General features: G+C 68.3%; 18 protein-coding genes. 9 read left to right on the top strand and 9 right to left on the bottom strand.

The genetic code is table 11. From position 1 onward, the window contains the following. The first annotated feature begins 128 nt into the window (after positions 1–128). Positions 129–1,136 carry a chitinase gene (locus AC07EJ_RS40550; protein ID WP_389485065.1) on the top strand — a complete coding sequence of 336 codons (1,008 nt, stop codon included), beginning with the start codon at positions 129–131 and terminating at the stop codon, positions 1,134–1,136. Between the two features lie 91 nt (positions 1,137–1,227). Here AC07EJ_RS40550 and AC07EJ_RS40545 read toward each other — a convergent pair whose 3' ends face one another. After that, the gene (locus tag AC07EJ_RS40545) at positions 1,228–1,902 is read right to left on the bottom strand and encodes a hypothetical protein (RefSeq protein WP_478886121.1); all 675 of its coding nucleotides are present in this window, start codon (positions 1,900–1,902) and stop codon (positions 1,228–1,230) included. Positions 1,903–2,080: 178 nt separating this feature from the next. On the opposite strand from AC07EJ_RS40545, the gene AC07EJ_RS40540 reads away from it, so the two are divergent. From AC07EJ_RS40540 to AC07EJ_RS40520, 5 genes are all read left to right on the top strand, one after another. Next, a complete protein-coding gene (locus tag AC07EJ_RS40540; protein ID WP_478886120.1) occupies positions 2,081–2,533 on the top strand; it encodes a hypothetical protein in 453 nt (150 codons plus the stop codon). Continuing rightward, complete coding sequence (locus AC07EJ_RS40535; protein ID WP_478886119.1) at positions 2,530–3,171, top strand: hypothetical protein; 642 nt, start codon at positions 2,530–2,532, stop codon at positions 3,169–3,171. Before AC07EJ_RS40540 ends, AC07EJ_RS40535 begins: the two co-directional genes overlap by 4 nt. Continuing rightward, positions 3,171–7,901: a putative T7SS-secreted protein gene (locus AC07EJ_RS40530; protein WP_478886126.1), complete on the top strand. Its 4,731-nt coding sequence runs from the start codon at positions 3,171–3,173 to the stop codon at positions 7,899–7,901. Before AC07EJ_RS40535 ends, AC07EJ_RS40530 begins: the two co-directional genes overlap by 1 nt. A 510-nt stretch (positions 7,902–8,411) precedes the next feature. Beyond that, positions 8,412–8,909 (top strand): hypothetical protein, encoded by a 498-nt coding sequence (locus tag AC07EJ_RS40525; RefSeq protein ID WP_478886118.1) that lies wholly within the window; start codon positions 8,412–8,414, stop codon positions 8,907–8,909. A 205-nt stretch (positions 8,910–9,114) separates the two neighbouring features. Then, positions 9,115–9,777: a hypothetical protein gene (locus AC07EJ_RS40520; protein WP_478886117.1), complete on the top strand. Its 663-nt coding sequence runs from the start codon at positions 9,115–9,117 to the stop codon at positions 9,775–9,777. 137 nt (positions 9,778–9,914) lie between these two features. Here the strand turns inward: AC07EJ_RS40520 and AC07EJ_RS40515 are convergent, their stop codons facing one another. After that, positions 9,915–10,319, bottom strand: coding sequence for an ATP-binding protein (locus AC07EJ_RS40515; protein ID WP_389485044.1), 405 nt, complete (start codon positions 10,317–10,319; stop codon positions 9,915–9,917). A 260-nt stretch (positions 10,320–10,579) separates the two neighbouring features. Between AC07EJ_RS40515 and AC07EJ_RS40510 the strand changes: the two genes are divergently transcribed. Genes AC07EJ_RS40510 through AC07EJ_RS40500 form a run of 3 tightly spaced genes read left to right on the top strand, consistent with a single transcriptional unit; the run spans position 10,580 to position 12,249 of the window. Further along, entirely contained in the window at positions 10,580–11,446 is an 867-nt protein-coding gene (locus tag AC07EJ_RS40510) for a helix-turn-helix domain-containing protein (RefSeq protein WP_478886116.1), read from the top strand. Next, positions 11,443–11,634, top strand: a complete 192-nt coding sequence (locus tag AC07EJ_RS40505) for a hypothetical protein (protein WP_478886115.1) — start codon at positions 11,443–11,445, stop codon at positions 11,632–11,634. The genes AC07EJ_RS40510 and AC07EJ_RS40505 overlap by 4 nt, the downstream gene beginning before the upstream one ends. 33 nt (positions 11,635–11,667) lie before the next feature. Further along, the gene (locus AC07EJ_RS40500; RefSeq protein ID WP_389485036.1) at positions 11,668–12,249 is read left to right on the top strand and encodes a hypothetical protein; all 582 of its coding nucleotides are present in this window, start codon (positions 11,668–11,670) and stop codon (positions 12,247–12,249) included. Between the two features lie 23 nt (positions 12,250–12,272). On the opposite strand, the gene AC07EJ_RS40495 is transcribed toward AC07EJ_RS40500, so the two are convergent. The 7 genes from AC07EJ_RS40495 to AC07EJ_RS40465 form a co-directional block, all read right to left on the bottom strand. Then, positions 12,273–13,625 (bottom strand): Nramp family divalent metal transporter, encoded by a 1,353-nt coding sequence (locus AC07EJ_RS40495; protein WP_478886114.1) that lies wholly within the window; start codon positions 13,623–13,625, stop codon positions 12,273–12,275. Positions 13,626–13,969: 344 nt separating this feature from the next. Continuing rightward, entirely contained in the window at positions 13,970–14,593 is a 624-nt protein-coding gene (locus tag AC07EJ_RS40490) for a hypothetical protein (RefSeq protein WP_478886113.1), read from the bottom strand. A gap of 108 nt (positions 14,594–14,701) precedes the next feature. Then, on the bottom strand, positions 14,702–16,267 hold the full coding sequence (locus AC07EJ_RS40485) for an AAA family ATPase (protein ID WP_478886112.1): 1,566 nt from the start codon (positions 16,265–16,267) through the stop codon (positions 14,702–14,704). Between the two features lie 69 nt (positions 16,268–16,336). Then, positions 16,337–16,912 carry a hypothetical protein gene (locus AC07EJ_RS40480; RefSeq protein WP_362903498.1) on the bottom strand — a complete coding sequence of 192 codons (576 nt, stop codon included), beginning with the start codon at positions 16,910–16,912 and terminating at the stop codon, positions 16,337–16,339. Further along, positions 16,909–17,109: a hypothetical protein gene (locus AC07EJ_RS40475; RefSeq protein WP_329570763.1), complete on the bottom strand. Its 201-nt coding sequence runs from the start codon at positions 17,107–17,109 to the stop codon at positions 16,909–16,911. Before AC07EJ_RS40475 ends, AC07EJ_RS40480 begins: the two co-directional genes overlap by 4 nt. Next, positions 17,106–18,878: a hypothetical protein gene (locus AC07EJ_RS40470; protein WP_478886111.1), complete on the bottom strand. Its 1,773-nt coding sequence runs from the start codon at positions 18,876–18,878 to the stop codon at positions 17,106–17,108. Before AC07EJ_RS40470 ends, AC07EJ_RS40475 begins: the two co-directional genes overlap by 4 nt. 116 nt (positions 18,879–18,994) lie before the next feature. Next, positions 18,995–19,360, bottom strand: a complete 366-nt coding sequence (locus AC07EJ_RS40465; RefSeq protein ID WP_389485022.1) for a hypothetical protein — start codon at positions 19,358–19,360, stop codon at positions 18,995–18,997. Positions 19,361–19,426: the final 66 nt, after the last annotated feature.

Here is a 19,426-nt window from a genome sequence, read left to right as displayed (position 1 = left end):
TTGCCCAGGCGGGCAGCACCGCCCGGCCAGGAACCAGTAATTCCAGAGGTCTTGACAACCCCAATGGTCTGGACCAGTTTGTACATCCAGCAACTGCCCCTCCCCCCACATCTGAACCGGAGGCAGCAATGGCACGTGCGACGACAAAATCCGCGCGGAAGCGTTCATTCCTAGCGGCGGCGCTGACCACTCTGGCCCTGGCCCTCACCGGCACGGCGACGGCCACCGCGGACCCCGCCGGGGCGGCCGCGGCACCCCCGGCCCACGCGGTCACCGGCTACTGGCAGAACTTCAACAACGGGGCGACCGTCCAGAAGCTCAGCGACGTTCCGGCCGACTACGACATCATCGCGGTGGCGTTCGCCGACGCGACGGCGACGCCGGGCGCGGTCGACTTCACGCTCGACTCGGCGGGCCTCGGCGGCTACACGGAGGACGCGTTCAAGGCGGACATCAAAGCGAAGCAGGCAGCCGGCAAGTCCGTCGTCATCTCGATCGGCGGCCAGAACGGCACGGTCTCCATCAACGACGCGAATTCCGCGACGAACTTCGCGAACTCGGTCTACTCGCTGATGCAGGAATACGGCTTCAACGGCGTCGACATCGACCTGGAGAACGGCCTGAACTCCACCTACATGTCGCAGGCGCTCAAGTCCCTGTCGGCGAAGGCGGGTTCGGACTTCGTCCTGACGATGGCCCCGCAGACGATAGACATGCAGTCGACGTCAGGCGAATACTTCAAGACCGCACTGGCCGTGAAGGACATCCTCACGGTCGTCAACATGCAGTATTACAACAGCGGTTCGATGCTCGGCTGCGACGGCAAGGTGTACAGCCAGGGGTCGGTCGACTTCCTCACGGCCCTCGCCTGCATCCAGCTGGAGGGCGGCCTCGACCCGTCACAGGTCGGCCTCGGCGTCCCGGCCTCCACGAGCGCGGCGGGCAGCGGCTACGTGTCCCCGTCCGTGGTCAACGCGGCCCTGGACTGCCTGACGAAGGGCACGAACTGCGGCTCGTTCAAGCCCTCGAAGACGTACCCCGGCCTGCGGGGCGCGATGACGTGGTCGACGAACTGGGACGCGACGTCGGGCAACGCGTGGAGCTCGGCGGTGGGCCCGCACGTGCACGGCCTGTAAGCCCCCCCCACGCACCATTCCCCTCACCCTTCCCCCTCACCTTTCCCCTCCGACTGCAGCGCCGCCGCTCCCCCGGCGGCGCTGCCGCGCGTCAGGGCGAGGCCGGCGAGGAGGTCGCCTGACGCCGCCCGGCCCGCACGGCCCCACCGGCGCACACGATCACGACCCCCAGCAGCACCCACTGAACCCCGCCCATCCACCGGGGCACGAGTTCATAGGTCCTGCCATCGCCGTATACACAGGTGGCCTGGGCGGGGAAGGGCGCGCGCCGCACGTCCTGCGCCCTCTCGTAGATGCCGGTGGTGAAGGCGGAACAGGATTCGAGGGGTGTGCTGCTGGGCGAACCGGTGGAGAACAGGGCGAGCAGGTAGACGGCGAGCAGCGCGCCCCCGGCGAACACGGCGAGCCGGCCGAGCCGGGCGGCGGCCCGCGCCCCCCGCACCCCCACGAGTTCGAGCGAGAGCGCACCCGCGCCCGCGGTCCCGGTCACGACGACGCACACCCAGAACACCCACACGAGCAGCCCCGCGCTGTCCAGCGTGGTCCCGTCGGCGAACACGCAGCTCACATTGGGCGGAAAGCTGGTCTCCTCGACCCGGAAGGACCCCCCGGGTCCGACTATCCCATGCCCGCACCGCTCGTCCTGCTCGGAAATGGCGGTAGCGATCCAGGCCACAACCCACACGACGAACGAGGCACCGAACCCCACACCGAAGACCCCCCAGAGTCGATCGGCGTCGCGTCGGGAGGCACGTGTGTTCGGCATGACGGGGGAGCTTAGCTTCCGGTGACAGTGGGCCGACTTGTGGCTTGATGGCGGCGCTTGTGTCGGCTGGGGCCTGCGTTGCATACGTCAACACACGGATGTGATGATGCCCGACATGGCTGACGACGGGGGCGGCGCAGTCGCCGGGGACATATCAAGGTCAACACTTCAGGATTACGTGGAGACGACCGGACCGGCGACGGATTCCGCGCCCGGGCCGGCAGATCCGGTCGTCGGCATTCGTCACGAATTCGCGGCCCTGCTGGGCGAGTTCCGGCGCACCGCCGTGCTCCTCCCGCTGAGCGCCGACGGATTCCCGCTCACCGCCGACTTCGGTGGCGTCCGGTGGATCTACGCCTTCTCGGACGAGCCGTCCTTGGCGCGATTCGCGACTGTGAGGGGCGAGAGCAACCGCGAATGGGCCTTCGACCGCGTCCTGGGCGCCCGCCTCCTCGACGCCGTGGCACCGGCCCTCAACGTGCCGTGCGGGGTGGCCCTGGACGTCGGCAGCCCCGGCGACGAACTGCTGCTCCCACCGATCACCGGGGTCGTACCTGACCGGGTGGCCGTGGACGCGGAGACGAACGAGGAGATGGGCGAGGCGACGGGCAAGGGGATGGGCGAGCTATGACCGGTGGCGGAAAAGACCTTCAGGTCGGCGGGCTCGCCAAGATCACCGAAGGCATCACGCTGACGCTCGCCGAGCTGAAGGAGATCGGCATGGTCGGCATGGCCGGTGCCGGACGCGGCTTTGACGGAATGGCCCTCTCCGGTCTCGCCCTGGGCCACGCCGACCTGACCTCCGCCTTCGGATCGTTCTGCGAGCGCTGGGAGTGGGGCGTGCGCTCCCTGATCGCCGAGGGGAACGACTTCGCCGAGGGGGTGGGCCTCGCGGCGGGGACCTTGCACCAGATGGACGAGTACGTCGACGGCGCACTGAAGATCGGCGCGAACTCGGTGATGGGTAACCCGTACGCCTCCGAGGAGGACATCACCAAGATGAGCTGGGGTGATCTAGGGAGGCATCACGCCTTCGCCGACGCGGACTACAGCAAGGAGTCCTGGGACGAGGCCGGCACGAACATCAGGCAGGGGTACAAGGACGCTGCCCGGGACGTGGCTACCTCGACGGTGGGAGGCCCCATGACCCCGCAGCAGCTCAGCGGCATGGATGACAAGGAGTACGGGGCCTGGGTGGACCGCACGTTCGGGCCGTCCGCCGAGGAACGGGCCGAAGCGGCTGCCCAGCAGGACGGGGGCGCCCACTGATAGGGATCGGTGACTGGGCGGACAAGGGCCTCGGCGCACTGGAGGACGGCTGGGACAACGGCAAGAAGGCCCTTGGCGAGGGTGTCGAGTGGGGCGCCGACAAGCTCGGCGACGGTCTCGAATACGTCGGCGCGGACTGGGCCGCGGACAAGGTCAAGGACGCCGGCGACGGGCTCGCGTCCGACCTCGGAGCGACCGTCGACGAGCAGCAGCTCGGCGAGACCGAACAGGCCAACGAACTCGTACACGGCAACCCCGGCGACATCCGAGCGAGCGCGAGCCACCTGAAGGACTTCCACAAAGCTTTCGACAAGGTCGGCGGGGGCATGCGCGCCCTGGACTCGTCCCACTGGCAGGGCGAGGCGGCGAGCACCTTCCGGAAGAAGTTCGCCATGCACCCCGGCAAGTGGCTGCACGCGGCGGACGCCTGCGACAAAGCGGGAAAGGCCCTCGACGCGTACGCCGATACGGTCAAGTGGGCGCAGGGCCAGGCGCAGGATGCCATCGACCTCTACAAGAAGGGCAAACACGCCTCCGACCAGGCCGTGGAGACGTACAACAAGCGGGTCGACGCCTACAACGCCGCACTCGAGGTCGACAAGGACCCCGGCCCTCGCCCTGAGCCCTTCAAAGACCCTGGCACGGCGGACATCAAGCATGCGCGCCAGAAACTCGCGGAAGCGCGCCGCCAGCGAAACGAGGCCGGCGCCACCGCCACCCGCGCGGTCAAAGCAGCCCTCGCCCACGCACCGGCCGAACCCCCTCCACTGGACCGCCTCAAGACCGACATCGCGGACAACGCCGCGGCCAACACCATCGAGCTCACTCATTTCGCGGGCGGCTTGCTCAAGGGAACCGCGGGCGTGCTCAACTTCGCCCGCGGTCTCAACCCGGAAGATCCGTACAACATCACGCACCCGGCCGCGTACGTGCAGAACGTCAACCTGACCCTGGCCGGTCTGGCGTCCACGGCCACGCATCCCGACCGAGCGGCGAAGGAAGCGTACGAGAGCTTCAAGAAAGGCCCCTCCGAGTTCGCGGGCCGGTCGCTGCCGGAAATGATGCTCGGCAACAAGGGCCTCGGCCTCACCAAGGGGGGACTACGGGCCGGGATCGAGCGCGGCGCGAAGGAGGCCGCGGAGTCGGCGGCAGAGCGTTCAGCACGGAAAACGCTGGGGGAGGACCCTGCGCAGCAAACCCGCCCCGAGAAATCGGTGGTGAACAAGAACACCGACCCTGTCGACCTCGCCACGGGCAAGATGTACTTGCCCCAGACCGATGTCGCCTTGCCGGGTACCCTGCCGCTCGTCTTCACCCGGCGCGTGGAGTCCGGCTACCACCTGGGCCGCTGGTTCGGCCCCTCCTGGTCGTCGACGGTCGACCAGCGCCTGGAGATCGACTCGGAAGGCGTCGTCTTCGTCACCGCCGAGGGCCTGCTCCTCCCCTATCCGCACCCCGCGCCGGGCCTGCCCACGCTGCCCACCCACGGCCCCCGCCACCCGCTGGACCGCGTGGACGACGGCTACACGATCACCGACCCGGCGACAGGACGCGTGTGGCACTTCGCCGACCGCGGCACCGACCTGGCCGTCCTGGAACAGATCGACGACCGCAACGGCAACTGGCTGACCTTCGAGTACGACGCCGAAGGAACGCCCCTCGGGATTATCCACAGCGGCGGCTATCACCTGAAGGTGACGACCGAGGGCGGCAGGGTCAAGTCCCTGCACCTGGCGGGGGCCGGGGCGAACGGCTCGGACGAGGAACTGATCCGCTACGGCTACTCCGCCGACGGCCACCTAACCGAGGTCACCAACTCCACCGGCCTGCCCCTGCGTTTCACGTACGACGACGAGGGCCGGGTCACTTCCTGGACGGACACGAACGACCGGTCTTACACGTACGAGTACGACGACCAGGACCGATGCGTGGCCGAGGGCGGATCCGAGGGCCATATGAGCCTGCGGCTCACGTACGCCGGGCCGGACCCTGAAACGGGCCTGCGGCTGACCACCACGACGACCGGCGAGGGCCACACCCGCCGGTTCCTGGTCAACGACGCCTGGCAGGTGATCGCCGAGACGGACCCGCTCGGCGCGACCACCCGCTACGAGCGCGACCGGTACAACCGCCTGCTGTCGCAGACGGACCCCCTCGGCCATACGACGTCGTACGGCTACGACGAGGCGGGGAACCTGGGCCGCGCCGTCCGCCCTGACGGCCGCGCGACGAAGGTCGAATACGACGATCACGGTCTGCCGGTCAAGGTGACGGGTCCCGACGGTACGGTTCACCGCCAGGCGTACGACGAGTGCGGCAACCGCACGGCGGTGACCGGCCCTTCGGGGCAGACAACGCGTTTCGCCTACGACGAGGCAGGCCGTCTCACGGCGGTCACCGACCCTCTCGGGCACATCACGACGGTCCGCTGTGACGGAGCCGGGCTCCCCGTCTCGATCACGGACCCACTGGGTGCGCTGACACGGTACGAGCGGGACGCCTTCGGCAGACCCGTCTCCATCACCGACCCGCTCGGCGCGACGACCCGCCTCGAGTGGACGGTCGAGGGCAGACTCTCCCGCCGGACGGCTCCTGACGGTACGAGCGAATCCTGGACGTACGACGGCGAGGGCAACTGCACGACGCACACGGACGCGATGGGCGGGCTCTCGTCGTACGAGTACACGCACTTCGACCTGCTCACGGCGCGGACGGGTCCGGACGGCGTGCGGTACGCATTCGCCCACGACCACGAACTCCGCCTCACTCAGGTCACCAATCCACAGGGCCTGACCTGGAGTTACGAGTACGACCCGGCCGGGCGTCTCATATCGGAGACGGACTTCGACGACCGTGTCCTCACATACGCCCATGACACGGCGGGCCGCCTCACCTCCCGCACCAACGCCCTCGGCCAGACAATCACCTTCGAGCGAAACGAACTGGGCCAGACCACGCGCAAGGATGCGGACGGCCGGGTCACGACATACGCGTACGACCTGACGGACCAGCTCGCACAGGCCACCGCCCCGGACGCGACGCTCACGCTCCTCCGGGACCGTCATGGCAGGCTCAGATCGGAGACGGTCAACGGCCGCGTAGTCACGTACGCGTACGACGAGCAGGGACGCCGCACCGGCCGCACGACCCCTACGGGCGCAGCCAGCTCATGGACGTACGACCCGGTCGGCAACCGCAGCAAGATGACGATGTCGGGCCGCACCATCGACTTCGCGTACGACCCGGCGGGCCGCGAACTCGCCTGCCGAATAGGCGATTCCCTCACCATCGCCAACGCCTTCGACGAACTGGGCCGCCTCACCACCCAGTCGGTCACAGCACCCGACACCGACGGCCACCGCCCCGTCCAGTCCCGCAGCTACACCTACCGGGCCGACGGAAACCTGATCGGCATCGACGACCAGCTCGCCGGCTCCCGCCGCTTCGACGTGAACGAGGCGGGCCGCGTCACGGCGGTCCATGCGGCGAACTGGACGGAGGCGTACGCCTACGACGAGGCCGGCAACCAGACGGCGGCCTCGTGGCCGGCCGATCACCCCGGTCACGAAGCGACGGGCCCACGCACCTACACGGGCACTCGCATCACCCGCGCCGGCGGGGTCCGCTACGAACATGACGGGCTCGGCCGCGTCACGTTACGCCAGAAGACCCGCCTGTCCCGCAAGCCGGACACGTGGCGCTACGAGTGGGACGCGGAGGACCGCCTGACCTCGGCCGTCACCCCCGACGGCACGCGCTGGCGCTACACCTACGACCCGCTCGGCCGCCGCACCGCGAAACTCCGCCTGGCAGCCGACGGCGAGACGGTCGTCGAACGGGTGGACTTCACCTGGGACGGCACGACGCTCTGCGAACAGACGACGACGTCACCGGAGTTGCCGAACCCGGTCACGCTCACGTGGGACCACCAGGGCCTACGCCCCGTCGCCCAGACGGAACACATCAGCGCGACGGCGGACGCCCCCCAGTCGGAGATCGACTCCCGCTTCTTCGCGATCGTCACGGACCTGGTCGGCACCCCGAGCGAACTCGTGGACGAACAGGGCGAGATCGCGTGGCGCACGCGGAGCACGTTGTGGGGGACGACGGCCTGGGCTGCGGACAGCATGACGTACACGCCTCTGCGTTTCCCGGGCCAGTACTTCGACCCGGAGACGGGGCTGCATTACAACTACTTTCGGCATTACGACCCGGAGACGGCGCGGTACCTCAGTCCGGACCCGCTGGGGCTTACTCCGGCGCCAAACCCTGCCACGTATATCAACAATCCGCACACCTGGACCGATCCTCTCGGATTGGCTCCTGACTACCACGAATTCCACACCGTGCAGGACCCCCAGAACGCCGCCCGCCTCCGCAGCGATGGCACTCCTTGGCCTGATGCAGAAAATCGAGGCCACTACGGAGAGGGCGTCTACTCATGGGAAACAAGAGCAGAAGCAGAAAGATACGCAGAACGCCTCAGGTCACGCGGGGCGGAAGTAGAAGTAATGACGTTCAAGATCAGCGATCACGACTTCTCAAGCTTGAATAAAATTGACCTCTTCAAGCTCAATGAACAAGCTGCGGAGAATTTCGCGAACACCCATAGTAGGCTATGGGGAGACGGACTGCCTCACGACTTCGAGTACATTCGCGCCCCAACAGGAATGGGCCCGGAGAACATATTCAACAAGAGGATCTTCCATCTGTTGAACTTTGGGGACTGACGAAATGGAACATACGTACAAGTACCGCCTGCGCAGTCCGCTGGGAGGGCTTGCCGCAGACCTTACGGCCGAAGGCTTGAGCGATCACGCCCCCAGCACGTACCGGCTGCAGATTGACCGAAACCTATGGCTGATCCCGCCGGCAGATATTAACTGGCGTGACTCCGCCTGGCTTTCGTTCGGACTATCAGCGCACGCTGACGCTTTGAACCGAATTCATCCGGGAGGCTTGGTCATCAGGGTTACGGCCCTCACGTTTCCGTTGGCAAGCTTCCGGTCCGAGGTTTCAGCCCTGGCCATGGACGGGTGGCTTCGGACACAGTTCCCGCTTCCGGATGTCGGCCTGCGGGCCGAATTCAACCCCTCCAGCCATTCATACAACTTCCATTGGGGGGACATCTCAAACCCCTTCGATGATTCGCAGTACTTTTGATCGACGAGAGTTCATTTGAGATCATCGGAACGAAACCGGCGCCTGACCCCGCTCGCGAGGCCAGGCAAGGATGGGGCATGACAGGGAAGCATCGGATCGATCAGAACGGCGAGATCGATTGGGAGTCGACGATTGCGAGTTGCGGTCTCATCATCACAGGGAAGCCGCTCCCCGAGGAGGCCCGCGACCCGAACACCACCATCCTCGCAGCGACGAGCGGAAACGCCCGCCCCGCCGCTACGGTCGACGTCAGAGATGCGAACTCGATGGACACGCTGGATGCACTATGGGACACCATTGCCAAGCCTCTGATCACGCCACAACCTGGAGAATTCCTGATTATGCTCTGGGGGAAGGGAAGCGTGAGGGAGGGCTGGTTTCGCGTCCAGGACTCCCTCACCTCAAAATTGCCATCACGCATTTGCGACGCAATCGGCAGACCTGAATTCTTTGCTCTGCCATTGAACGGCAGAGACTTTTGCGCAGTAACGGTCGAGGAAGACGACTATTGGGTCGTCACTCACGCGTATGAAGCAAACAAAAATGAGCTAACCAATACTCAATGCGCCAGCTAGCCAGGCCTCATCGACTGCCTAAACGAAGGAATGCATGACCACGCCCCATCAGCCGCCGCCCTCCGGTTTCGGTGCGCCGCAATACGGTGCTCCGCCCGTGTCGCCGTATCCGCAGCCCGGAACGCAGTGGCCCTCCCACGGAGCGCCTCCGCAGGGGTTCCCGCCGCAGGCTGGTTATCCGCAAGGCCCCTACGGCGGTCCGCCCATGGGTGCATGGGGGCCGCCTCCCCCGAAGAAGCACACCGGAAGGACGATCGCCATCGTCGCCGGCTGCCTTTTCGGCGCGGTCGTCCTGTACGGGGGCGTCCTCGCCTCGCAAGCAGGCAATCGCGCGGCGGGCGATCCATCCGCCCCGCAATACCGGCTCACCCTGCCCAAGACGCTCGACGGTGGCGCGTTCCGGCTCCGGGAAGATCTCAGTGACAGCTTCGACAACTCGGCGAACGGTGCCGACTCCTACGCTCGTTCCCTCCAGAGCAAGGCCGGCATGTACGGCACGGGCTCCGGTCTCGGGCAGTTGATGTACACCGGTTCGTACTCGGACCGGCAGAACCCGTTCTTCCCCAAGATGGGGCTGCTCGACGGCATGGAGAAGAACGACTCGATGACCGTCGCCGTCCCCCGGCGCGACATGGCCGGCCAGAGCTCCGACGACGACAAGCTTGCGTGCGAGGTGCTGACCAAGGCGGAGGGCGGCCAGGAGTTGACCATGGCCGTCTGCTCATGGGCCGACCGCTACACGCAGGGCGCGGTCGCAGACAACAGCCCCGACAGCTGGAACATCACACCCGCGCAGTACGACCTCGACGCCCTGGCCAAGCGCACCGCTCGCATCCGCGACGAGGTCCGGGTGCCCGTCAGCGGCTGACGTCCGACGCGGGCGCGGGGAGTCCGTGCCTCGATACGCGTGCGCAGGATTGGCAGATTTGGGCGAGCGGACGCGCCTTGAACGCCTGGTCGGCGGGGTGTGGGGCTGCCCAAATCTGCCGATGTTCGCCGCGGTGGTCAGCCATCGCGGGGCGTGGACAGTTCGAACCAGACCACCTTTCGGTCTGTGACCGGGTAGCGGCCCCAGTCGGCCGCCAGGGCCTGCACCAGGAACAGGCCCCGGCCGAAGGCCTCGTCCGTCGTGCAGGGCAAGGGGTTCGGGAGTTCCGGATCGTTGTCCATCACGCCGATGCGGAGCATTCCCGTGCGGGTGCGGAGCCTTACGGCGACCGGGCCGTCCGAGTGCTTCACCGCGTTCGAGACCAGTTCCGACGTCAACAGCTCAGCTGTTGCCGCGATCTCGGGGAGGCAGCCGTAGTCAAGGAGCGCCATGCGGATCGTGTGGCGTGCGATGCGCGGGGCTCTGGGGTTGTTCGTCAGGTGGAGGTGACATTCCCAGGTTCCGGGAGGGGCTGGGGGCATGGCGAACTCCCTGTCTGTGGTGGTGGGGGGTGCGGCGGTCGGTGGCTCGTCTCCCTGGCGCGGGGCCGCCCCTTCCAGGGAGGAAGGTTGCGGGCAGACTCGCGCGATGCACTGCCAACTGCCGTGTGTAGCTTTGGCGTTACTGAACGTACCGGACGTGGGGGCTAATTTGGCCCCCTTCGGTGAAACATGCGCCCGTTCGTGGCTCGGTCGCACGAATGCGCGGCAGACTGCCCACGACGGCACGTGGAGGGAGCAGCATGGCGGCGAGAACATCGCCCTCGGAGCGCCAGAAACGACTGGGAGCCGAGGTTCGCAGGATGCGTACGGCAGCGGGCGTGTCCGCCGAGTACGCTGCCGGGCTGCTGGGCGTCGATCGCGGGAAGATCTCCCACATCGAGTCGGGGGTCCGGGCCATCAGCCCCGAGCGCCTGCGCACCCTCGCCTGCAACTGCGACTGCCGGGACCAGAAGTACGTCGATTCTCTGGCGGAGATGGCTGGAGCGGGGCAGCGCGGTTGGTGGGACCGCTATCGCGGCTCCCTGCCCCAAGGGATGCTGGACATTGCCGAGTTGGAAGCCCACGCGGTACGTATGCGGGCTGCCTACTCCGTGCACATCCCCGGCCTGCTGCAGACCTCGGACCACGCGCTCGCCGTCTTTCGCGTCGTCATCCCGCAGCTTCCGCAGCATGAGATTGCCCTGCGCCTCGCGCACCGGGTCGAGCGTCAGCAAGTCATCGAGGGCGACGACCCGACCCCCTTCACCGCCCTCGTACATGAGGCGGCCCTGCGCATGCGGTTCGGCGGACTGAACGTCGCGTGTGCGCAGCTCAGCCATCTGCTGAAAAGGTCCGAACAGGCCAACATCACGCTTAGGGTGATCCCGTTCGAGGCAGGGGCCTTCCCTGGCGCAGGACAGACCGTCCTGTACGCAGAGGGGCCTGTGCCGCAGCTCGACACCGTTCAGGTCGACAGCACGCACGGGCCTGACTTCCTGCACGCTGAAGGACAGTTGGCAAAGTACCGGGCCCACTTGGACTGGATGGAGGGCATCGCGCTGACACCCGATGATTCACGTGCCCTCATCCGCGACATCGCCGATGCACTTCAAGGAGGCACCCCATGACCGACATCCGTTGGGAAGACCCATTCTGCGGCGAGGGCAACTCCTGCTTCCGCCTGGGCACCGACCTCGATGGCAACGCCTACATCACCATCTCCGGAGCCGAAGAAACGTATCTGAGCGACAGCCGCGACGCCCTCCGCGCCCTCATCCTCGACATCAAGGCCGGCAAGGCCGACCACCTGCTCTGACCCGTCCGCCGCTCCCGGAGAATGTCGGCAGGGATGGATGGGAACCTGGGGGCGGTAGTGAAGAAGGTCATCGGTGGGCTCGTGGTGAGTGCTGTCGTTGTCGGTGGTGGGCTGTGGGGTGTTCTCGGGCAGAGCTCGGCTCAGGAGGGCCACCCGTCGCCCGCCGCGTTCAGGAAGTGGGCTGACAGCGCGCACGTCGCCGTTTCGCGCGAGAGCGGCACCGCCGTGTTCAACCGGAACAACGGCGACGGCGTGTCGGGGGCTCGCCAGCTCGACATGGGCAAGGGCAGCGCCACGATCCGTATCCGTGATCTCGACAAGTCGCCCGAGACGGCCTTCATGATCGAGGGCAACACGTACTCACTGACCTTCGCCTGCGCCGGCACCGGTGAGTTCACCATCCACTCCGTGGGCGCGCGGGGGATGGTGCGGGACGTCTACTGCACGTCCGGGAAGAAGGAGCCGGAGACCGTCAGCCTGAATCACCTCCAGGGGCGAAACGTCGATGGGCGCGGCGGGTCCCGGTGGGACGGGCGCATGGACCTGGCCGTCAGTACCCACGGCGTCAGAGGCGTCCTCTCCTGGCACGCGGACCGGATGTTCCTGCCGAGCTGAGGCCTCCGTCCCGCAACAGGGTCCTAGAAGAAGTCCGACCACGGCTGGTCCCAGATCTGTTGCGCGCACAGGACGATGAACAGCAGGCCCGCCAGCGCCAGCATGCCGTTGCTCAGCCAGCTGTTGCGCCATTCACTGGGCGTGCGGGACGAGTTGAGGAGCCAGATCAGGGTCAGGGCCAGGAAGGGCATGAAGGCCGCGCCCAGGACCCCGTACAGGATGATCAGGCGGAACGGCTGGCCCTGGAAGAGGAGGACGATCGGGGGGAACGTGAGCCAGAGGAGGTAGGCGCGGAACGGCCAGCCCTTCTCTCGTTCGCCCGTCGCCACGTCCTCGCCCGTCACCGACACCCGGTCCGCCCCCGCCCTCGTCCTGCGGTAGCGCTCCACGAAGTCCGCGAACATCAGGCTCACGCCGTGCCACACGCCGATCAGGGACGTGAAGGACGTGGCGAAGAAGCCGATCAGGAAGAGCTTGGCCGTCGCCGTGCCGTATTCCGCTTCCAGGATCGACGTCAGGTCGATCAGGCCCTTGTCGCCGGCCGCGATCGACGTGTGCGAGGCGTGGAGGAGTTCCGCGCCGACGAACAGCATCGCGACGACGAAGATGCCCGTCGTGATGTACGCGACCCGGTTGTCCAGGCGCATGACCTTCATCCAGCCCGCGTTCGTCCAGCCCTTCGCGTTGACCCAATACCCGTACGCCGCAAGGGTGATGGTGCCTCCGACCCCGCCGATCAGGCCGAGCGTGTTGAGGATCGAGTCCTTCTCGTCGGGGAGTACGGGCAGCAGGCCCGCGAACGCGTCGCCCAGGTGCGGGGTCACCCTGATCGCCAGGTAGACCGTGACGACGAACATGACGCCCACGAGGACCGTCATGACCTTTTCGAAGATCTCGTACTTGTTGAACCAGACGAAGACGAGACCGATCAGACCGCAGATGATCGCCCAGGGCTTGATCGACCAGTCGGCCGGGAACACGTCGGGGAAGAGGGCCTGGAGGGGGAGCGCGCTCGACGACATCGCCGCCGCACCGTAGACGAAGCCCCAGATGACGACGTAGACGACGAAGAAGTACGTGGTCCAGCGGCCCAGACTCGCCCAGCCGTCGAACAGCGTGCGGCCTGTGGAGAGGTGCCAGCGGCCCGCCGCTTCCGCCAGGGAGATCTTGACGACGCAGCCGATCACCGCCGCCCAGAGCAGGGTGTAGCCGAAGTTGCTGCCCGCGATGAGGGTGGCGACCAGGTCGCCGGCGCCGACGCCCGTCGCCGCGACGACGATGCCCGGACCGATGTACTTCCAACTGGACTTACGGGGCTGGGAGTTGAGGTGCGCGGTGCCGGTTCCCGTTCCTGTGCTGCCTGTGGTGTCCGCCATACCGTCAAGGAAGCGCAAAGCGGGGCGTCGGGCAAGGGGGCCTGCGGGAACGGATCATGTCGACGGTACGGCCGGAGCTGCCGGGCCGGGCGCGGCGGCGCGGCGGCGCGGCGGCGCGGCAGGGTTTGGCGGCGGTGCGACCGTACCGGTTGAGAGTGCCGCGCCGGCAGCCCCACGGTGCCGGCGGCGCCCGGGTCGCCGGGGTTGAGGAACAGCGACCCGACGCGCCGTCCGGGAGCGGTGGCCGTGTGTCTGATCACCGCCAGATCGATGCGGCGCCGGGCAACCGGCACGACGTCCACCGGCACGCGTCCAAACGGGTGGCAGGAACGGACTCGTGCCGGTCAGTCCTCGAAGTAGGCGTCCAGGACCTTGTCGAGTTCGTCCGCCCACTTCTGGGCGCACGCCTTGTCCGGGGCCTCCACGTCGTTCGGGTACCAGCGGCTGTCCGGGGTGTGGACCGTGACGGTGAGGCGGCGCCGGGACGTGCCGACCTCGACAGCGCCGATCTCGTTCCAGTAGAACTCGGCTTCCTGGTCGTCGAGTTGGAGGCGTACGCCCGTCGCGTCCGCCGTGATCGAACCGCGGCGGTCGGAGGCGGTGAAGTCCGGGCCGGCCGTCTCGTCGGCGGCCGGGGCGGCGTCGGCCGGGGCGGCGTCGGCCGGGTCTGCGGCGGCTGGGTCCGCGGCGGCCTCCGAGTCCGCATCCGACGCGGACGGAGACGGAGACGGAGACAGGGACCCAGGCCGAGACCAAGCCGGGGACGGAAGCTCCGAGTCCGAGTCCGATTCCGGTTCCGTGGGCTCGGCCTTGTCGAGCGACAGAGCCTTCTCCTCCGGCTGCTCCGTCCCTTCCGTCCCCTCCGCATCCGAGGCCTGGCGCGGGGGGATGAGGCCGGGGACGGAGGCCGGGTCGGCGCCGGCGGCGTCTACGGGCGTGACCTTCTGAGTGTCTATGCGCTGCTCCACGGAGCGAAGTATGGCGGACGAGCCTGTGGGGCGGGAGCCTCAGCCCTGCGGAAGATCCGTGGGCTGCCGCACCCGCCCCCCTTGCCCGCGTGATCCGCCGGACACCCCCTAGTCGTCCATGAACACGATCCGGCGCGACGGAGTGGTGCCGCCCGGTGCCGCCGCCATCGCCGCGCGGCCCGCCGGTACCGCGCGTTCCCGGCCCCACGCCCTGATCTCCTCGATCTGTTCGGGGTTGACCCGGCTCATCGGCACCGTGTTGGCGAAGGTGTCGAGGAGGAAGGACGGCTTGAGGTTCTCGGCGCCGCCGTTGACGTGGGCTTCGGCTCCGACCTCGTGCAGGACGGACTCGATGTCGGAGCCCGCGAAACCCTCGGAGAGGTCGACGAGGCGGTCCACCTGTTCCGGCTCGGGCCGGGACTTGAGGTAGCGCTGGTAGTAGAGCTCGATGATTTCCTTGCGGTCCTGGTTGTCGGGCAGGTCCACGAAGAAGAGCTCGTCGAAGCGGCCCTTGCGGAGCAGTTCCGGGGGCAGACTGCGGATGTCGTTGGCGGTGGCGACGACGAAGGCGCGGGACTGCGACTCCTGGAGCCAGAAGAGGAACTGGCCGATGATGCGCTGCGGGACGCCGGAGGAGTCGTCGCGGCCGGCGAGGCCCTTCTCGATCTCGTCGATCCACAGGACGCAGGGCGCCACCCGGTCGGCCATCGCGAGTGCCTCGCGGAACCGGCCCTCCGACTCTCCGAGATACTTGCCGTGGATGCTGGCCATGTCGAGGCGGTAGAGCGGGAGCTGCCACTCGTGGGCGATGGCCTTGGCGGACAGGGATTTGCCACAGCCAGGGACTCCGACCAGCAACACCCCTCGGGGAGGCCGGAGTTCGGAGCCGCGCAGGTCCGCCTCCATCAGCTGGTGCTTGCGCCGCAGCCACGCGCGCAGACTGGTTAGGCCGCCGATCGTGTAGTCGCTCTCCCTGAGCTGTACGCGTTCGAGGCCCGTCAGGTCGCTGAAGATGCGGTCCTTGGCCTGGGCGAGGCCGAGGACGTCGGCCTTGAGGATGGAGCCCTTCGCGGCGATCGTCGCCATGAGGTTGATGCACTCGGCCTCGGTCACCCCGCTGAGGAACTCGGCGGCTCGCCGCGCGTCGTCCTCGTCCCACTCGATGGGGATGTGGCCGTGGTGGTCCTGGAGGAAGCCGGTGAGCGTGCCGTACATCTCGTCGGTGTCCGGCAGGTCGAGGTGCAGGCTCATGCCGAGGCGCTGGAGTCCGCTCCAGATGGGCGCGTCGGTGATCAGGATGATGCTGCCCATGGTGTTGTCGGCGAGCCGGGCGAGCTCGGCGATGTGCCGGGTGACCGGGGTGTCGTCCTCGAGGTGGTCGGGGTCGACGAGCACGATCGTCGCGTTCTGCCTGCTGCTGAACTGGGCGGCGGTGAAGTCCATGGCGCCGGTCAGCGAACGGTCGTCCTGCACCGATGCGTTGGTGCGCAGGTCGCGCAGGCCGGTGGCCCTGGTGTAGATCCAGAACGGCATGGCGCTGCGGCGCGGCTGTGAGGCCGCCTCACGCAGCAGGCGCAGGGCGCGCTGCTGTTCGATGGTGCGCATGCCGATCACCGGCACACGTGCGGAGATATAGCTGTCCAGGTGGGCCAGGCTCTCGGCGTAGTTCGACATGCCGCCTTCGGTTGGCTCGGAGGGTTCGTTGTCGTACGGGAATGCGCTGCCGTACGGGATTGCGTGGGGTCAGTCGAGGACGATGCGGCGTCGCGGCCGGTCCGGCGGGCTGGTTGCCCAGGGGTCCTGCGCGGAGTCGGTGTCCGGCGCCGCCGCCTGGGCGGAGACGGCGGTGAGGCCGTTGTCGCGCAGGGTGCGTCGACGCTGTTCCGTCCAGCGCGGGTCGGCGCCGTTCTGCGCCATGCGGTCCAGGTGCTGTTCCAACTGGGCCTGCAGTTCAGCGATTTCACGGTCGACGAGGTCCGTGAACTGTTCGCGGAGGTCGGCCGGGAGGCCCGGGTTGTCGGCGAGCGCTCGTACGGTGTGCAGGCCGGTCCGCGCCTGGGCCAGTTCGCGGCCCGCGGTGAACTCGTCGTCGGCCGCCGCCATGGCCCGTACCAGCCGGTCGGCCCAGGCCTGGAGGCGCTTGTCGAGGGCCGCGGCGAAGTGCTCGACTAGCCGCTCCCATGTCTCGGCCTCGTAGTCCTGGCGCGTCAGGGCCGGCAGGGCGGCGGGGTCGGCGGGCTCCTCGGCGGACCAGCGCCGTAGGAAGTCGACCCAGGTCTCGTAGGGGCCGCCGTGCCCCCAGAACGTGCCGGTGCTCACTGTGGGCCGCCCGCTCCTGGGCGGCGCACGAAGGTCTCGCCCGGTGGCAGCGGCTCCCAGTCGGGCAGTCCGTCGACGACGCGGCGCAGGCGCCCGGTGACGCGCTCCCCGGCGGACTTGCGGGTGGTGGCCCACGGGGACTCGGCGGGGGCTGCCGCGCCGGGTGGCCTGCGGGGCGGGGGCGGGGCGGAGCTCATGACGGGACGTCCTCCTTCTCTACCGTGCGGCCCTCGAACGGGGAGCTGCCGTGCGCCCCGGTGGTCAGGGACTTGATCAGCTCGCGGCACCGGGCTTCGACCGCGTCGGCGGAGCGGAACCGCTCGAACCAGTCGGTGAGTTCGGCGGACGCGCCGCGCAGCTGGTGCAGGGACTCCAGCTTGGCCTGTTCGAGGAGCGCCCTGGCGCTGTCCTGGTTGCGGCGCGCGGCCTGCATGCCGTTGTGGATGACCAGGCCCCACACCGCGCCGACGACCACCGCGATCCCGATGGCGACGCCGATGTTGACGCCGCCGACGATCAGGAGAATGCCGGCCAGCGCCAGCGCGAGCGGCAGTACCTTCTTGGCGGTGGGATAGGCGAGGGCGGCGATGAACGGCGCCATGTGCTGGTCCCAGTGCGCACCGAGCGACCGCTCCAGCTCGGGCAGTGGCTGAGTGAACGAGCCGTACCAGGGCGGCAGTTGGAAGGTGTACGCGCCGACGGTGTGGGCGGTGGCGAAGTGCGCCTGCACGTCCGGGGGGACCGCGGCGCGGTAGTCGCGGGTGTACTGGGCGTGCGCCTGCTGGAACCACTCGTGGCAGGCCGCGACGGCGAGACGCTGTGTCGCGGGCGAGGTGCCGATGGCCGTCGGGTTGAGCGCGGCGGTGGTCTGGACCGTCAGATAGTCGAGGGTCTCCTCGTACGAGGCGGAGTCGGCGTCGGCGGCGCGGCGCGCGCTGTCCAGGTCGCCGTCGTGGTCGATGACGGCCTTGTTGAAGGCGAGGTCGCGGCGGAGCGGGAGCTCTTCGTCGTCGTACTCGGAGACGAGCCGGTCGAGGATGTCGTCGACGGCGTCCTCCAGGCGCTCCGACGGCTGGAACTCGCGGGCCATGATCGCCTGGTACTTGTCGAGGAGCACCTGCTGGGAGCGGGCCTTCCCGAGGAGCATGTCGAGCTGCGGCCACTGCGGGGAGAGGACGGCCAGGCGCGGGAACTCGCCCTGGGCGGAAGGCTGCTGGAGGCTGTCGAGCTCCGCGCGCCAGCGCGTGATCTGCTTGGCCTGGGATTCCCCGCTGTCCATGAGCTGCTCGCGCCAGGCGGCGAGCGTGCGGCTCAGCAGGTCGCGCCCCGCCGCGCCGAAGGCGCCCTGTGCGATGGACTCCAGGATGACGGCGAACTCGCGTCCCAGGGCCGTCGGGTCCTGCGCGAGGAGGTAGTGGCGCAGCCAGCGCACCGCGCCCTCGCGCCGCCCCTGGCGGCGCAGGACGAGCGCGAAGAACAGTGAGGTGCGGTCCGGGGAGCGGCGGAACGCCTCGTCGACGGCGCGCTCGCACAGGGTGCGGTCGTCGGCCGACCAGGAGGCGAGGGCGACCAGGGCGGGCGCGAGCCAGTAGCGCGGTGTCTGGATCATCAGCTGGTCGCCGACCGTGCGCACGGTGTCCTCGGAGACCAGGCCCAGGTCGAAGGCCTGCAGCATGCCGACGGCGGTGCGGCGCACCGTCTTGTGGTGGCCGAACTCGTGGTCGACCCGGTCCTCGATCACGCCGACCCGGGTCTCGGCGCGCTGCACGTTGGCCGTGAGGCGTGCGCTGCGCACGAAGGCCTGGAACTCGTCGCGCAGTTCCTGGAGTTCGGTGCGCGCCTGGTGCTGGGCGGCCTCGACGGTGGAGACCTGGCCGGAGACAGAGGACACCTGCTCGCTGAGCCGGGAGACCAGGCCGGTGACCTGCTCCACCTTGCGGTGGAGGCCGTAGTCCACCTCGGACATTCGCTTCTCTCCTCGAGATGCTCGGTGACGCTGCGGGTGTGCTGAGGTCTGCTGGGGTCTGCTGGGGTGTGCTGCGGGTGTGCTGAGGTGCCTGGATCTCTCGGTGTTCGGGACGCTCAGGGGCGTACGACGGTGCCGTCGTCGAGTACGGGGAGCAGCAGGCCCCCGGAGTAGACCTCGACGAAGGCGTAGCCCCCGGTGCGCACGAGCATCCGGGCGCCCGAGAAGGGTTCGGGCACCGGATCGGACGGGGCGAAGTGGCGGACGATCACCTGGAAGAGGTTCAACTGGTGGTCCACATACGGCGGCCCGAGGTAGCAGCGGGAGAAGAATCCGAGCGGGATCTCGCCGTAGGAGGTGGTGTACTCCTCGCGGATCCAGTCGGCGAGCTGCCTGCGGGCGGCCTCGTCGACCCCGGCGTCGAGGCGGGCGACGGCGGCGCGCAGCTCCTGCGAGCGGGCTTGCCATCGTTCCCGGCGCAACGGGGCGGTGCCCGGGGCCTGTTGGGATTTGTTACCTGTGGTGCTGAGGCTCTGCGACGCCTGCCC

This window comes from Streptomyces sp. NPDC045026 (assembly GCF_056432625.1).
The sequence above is the reverse complement of the archived record's forward strand: the minus strand, read 5'-3'. Positions and strand labels throughout refer to the sequence as shown.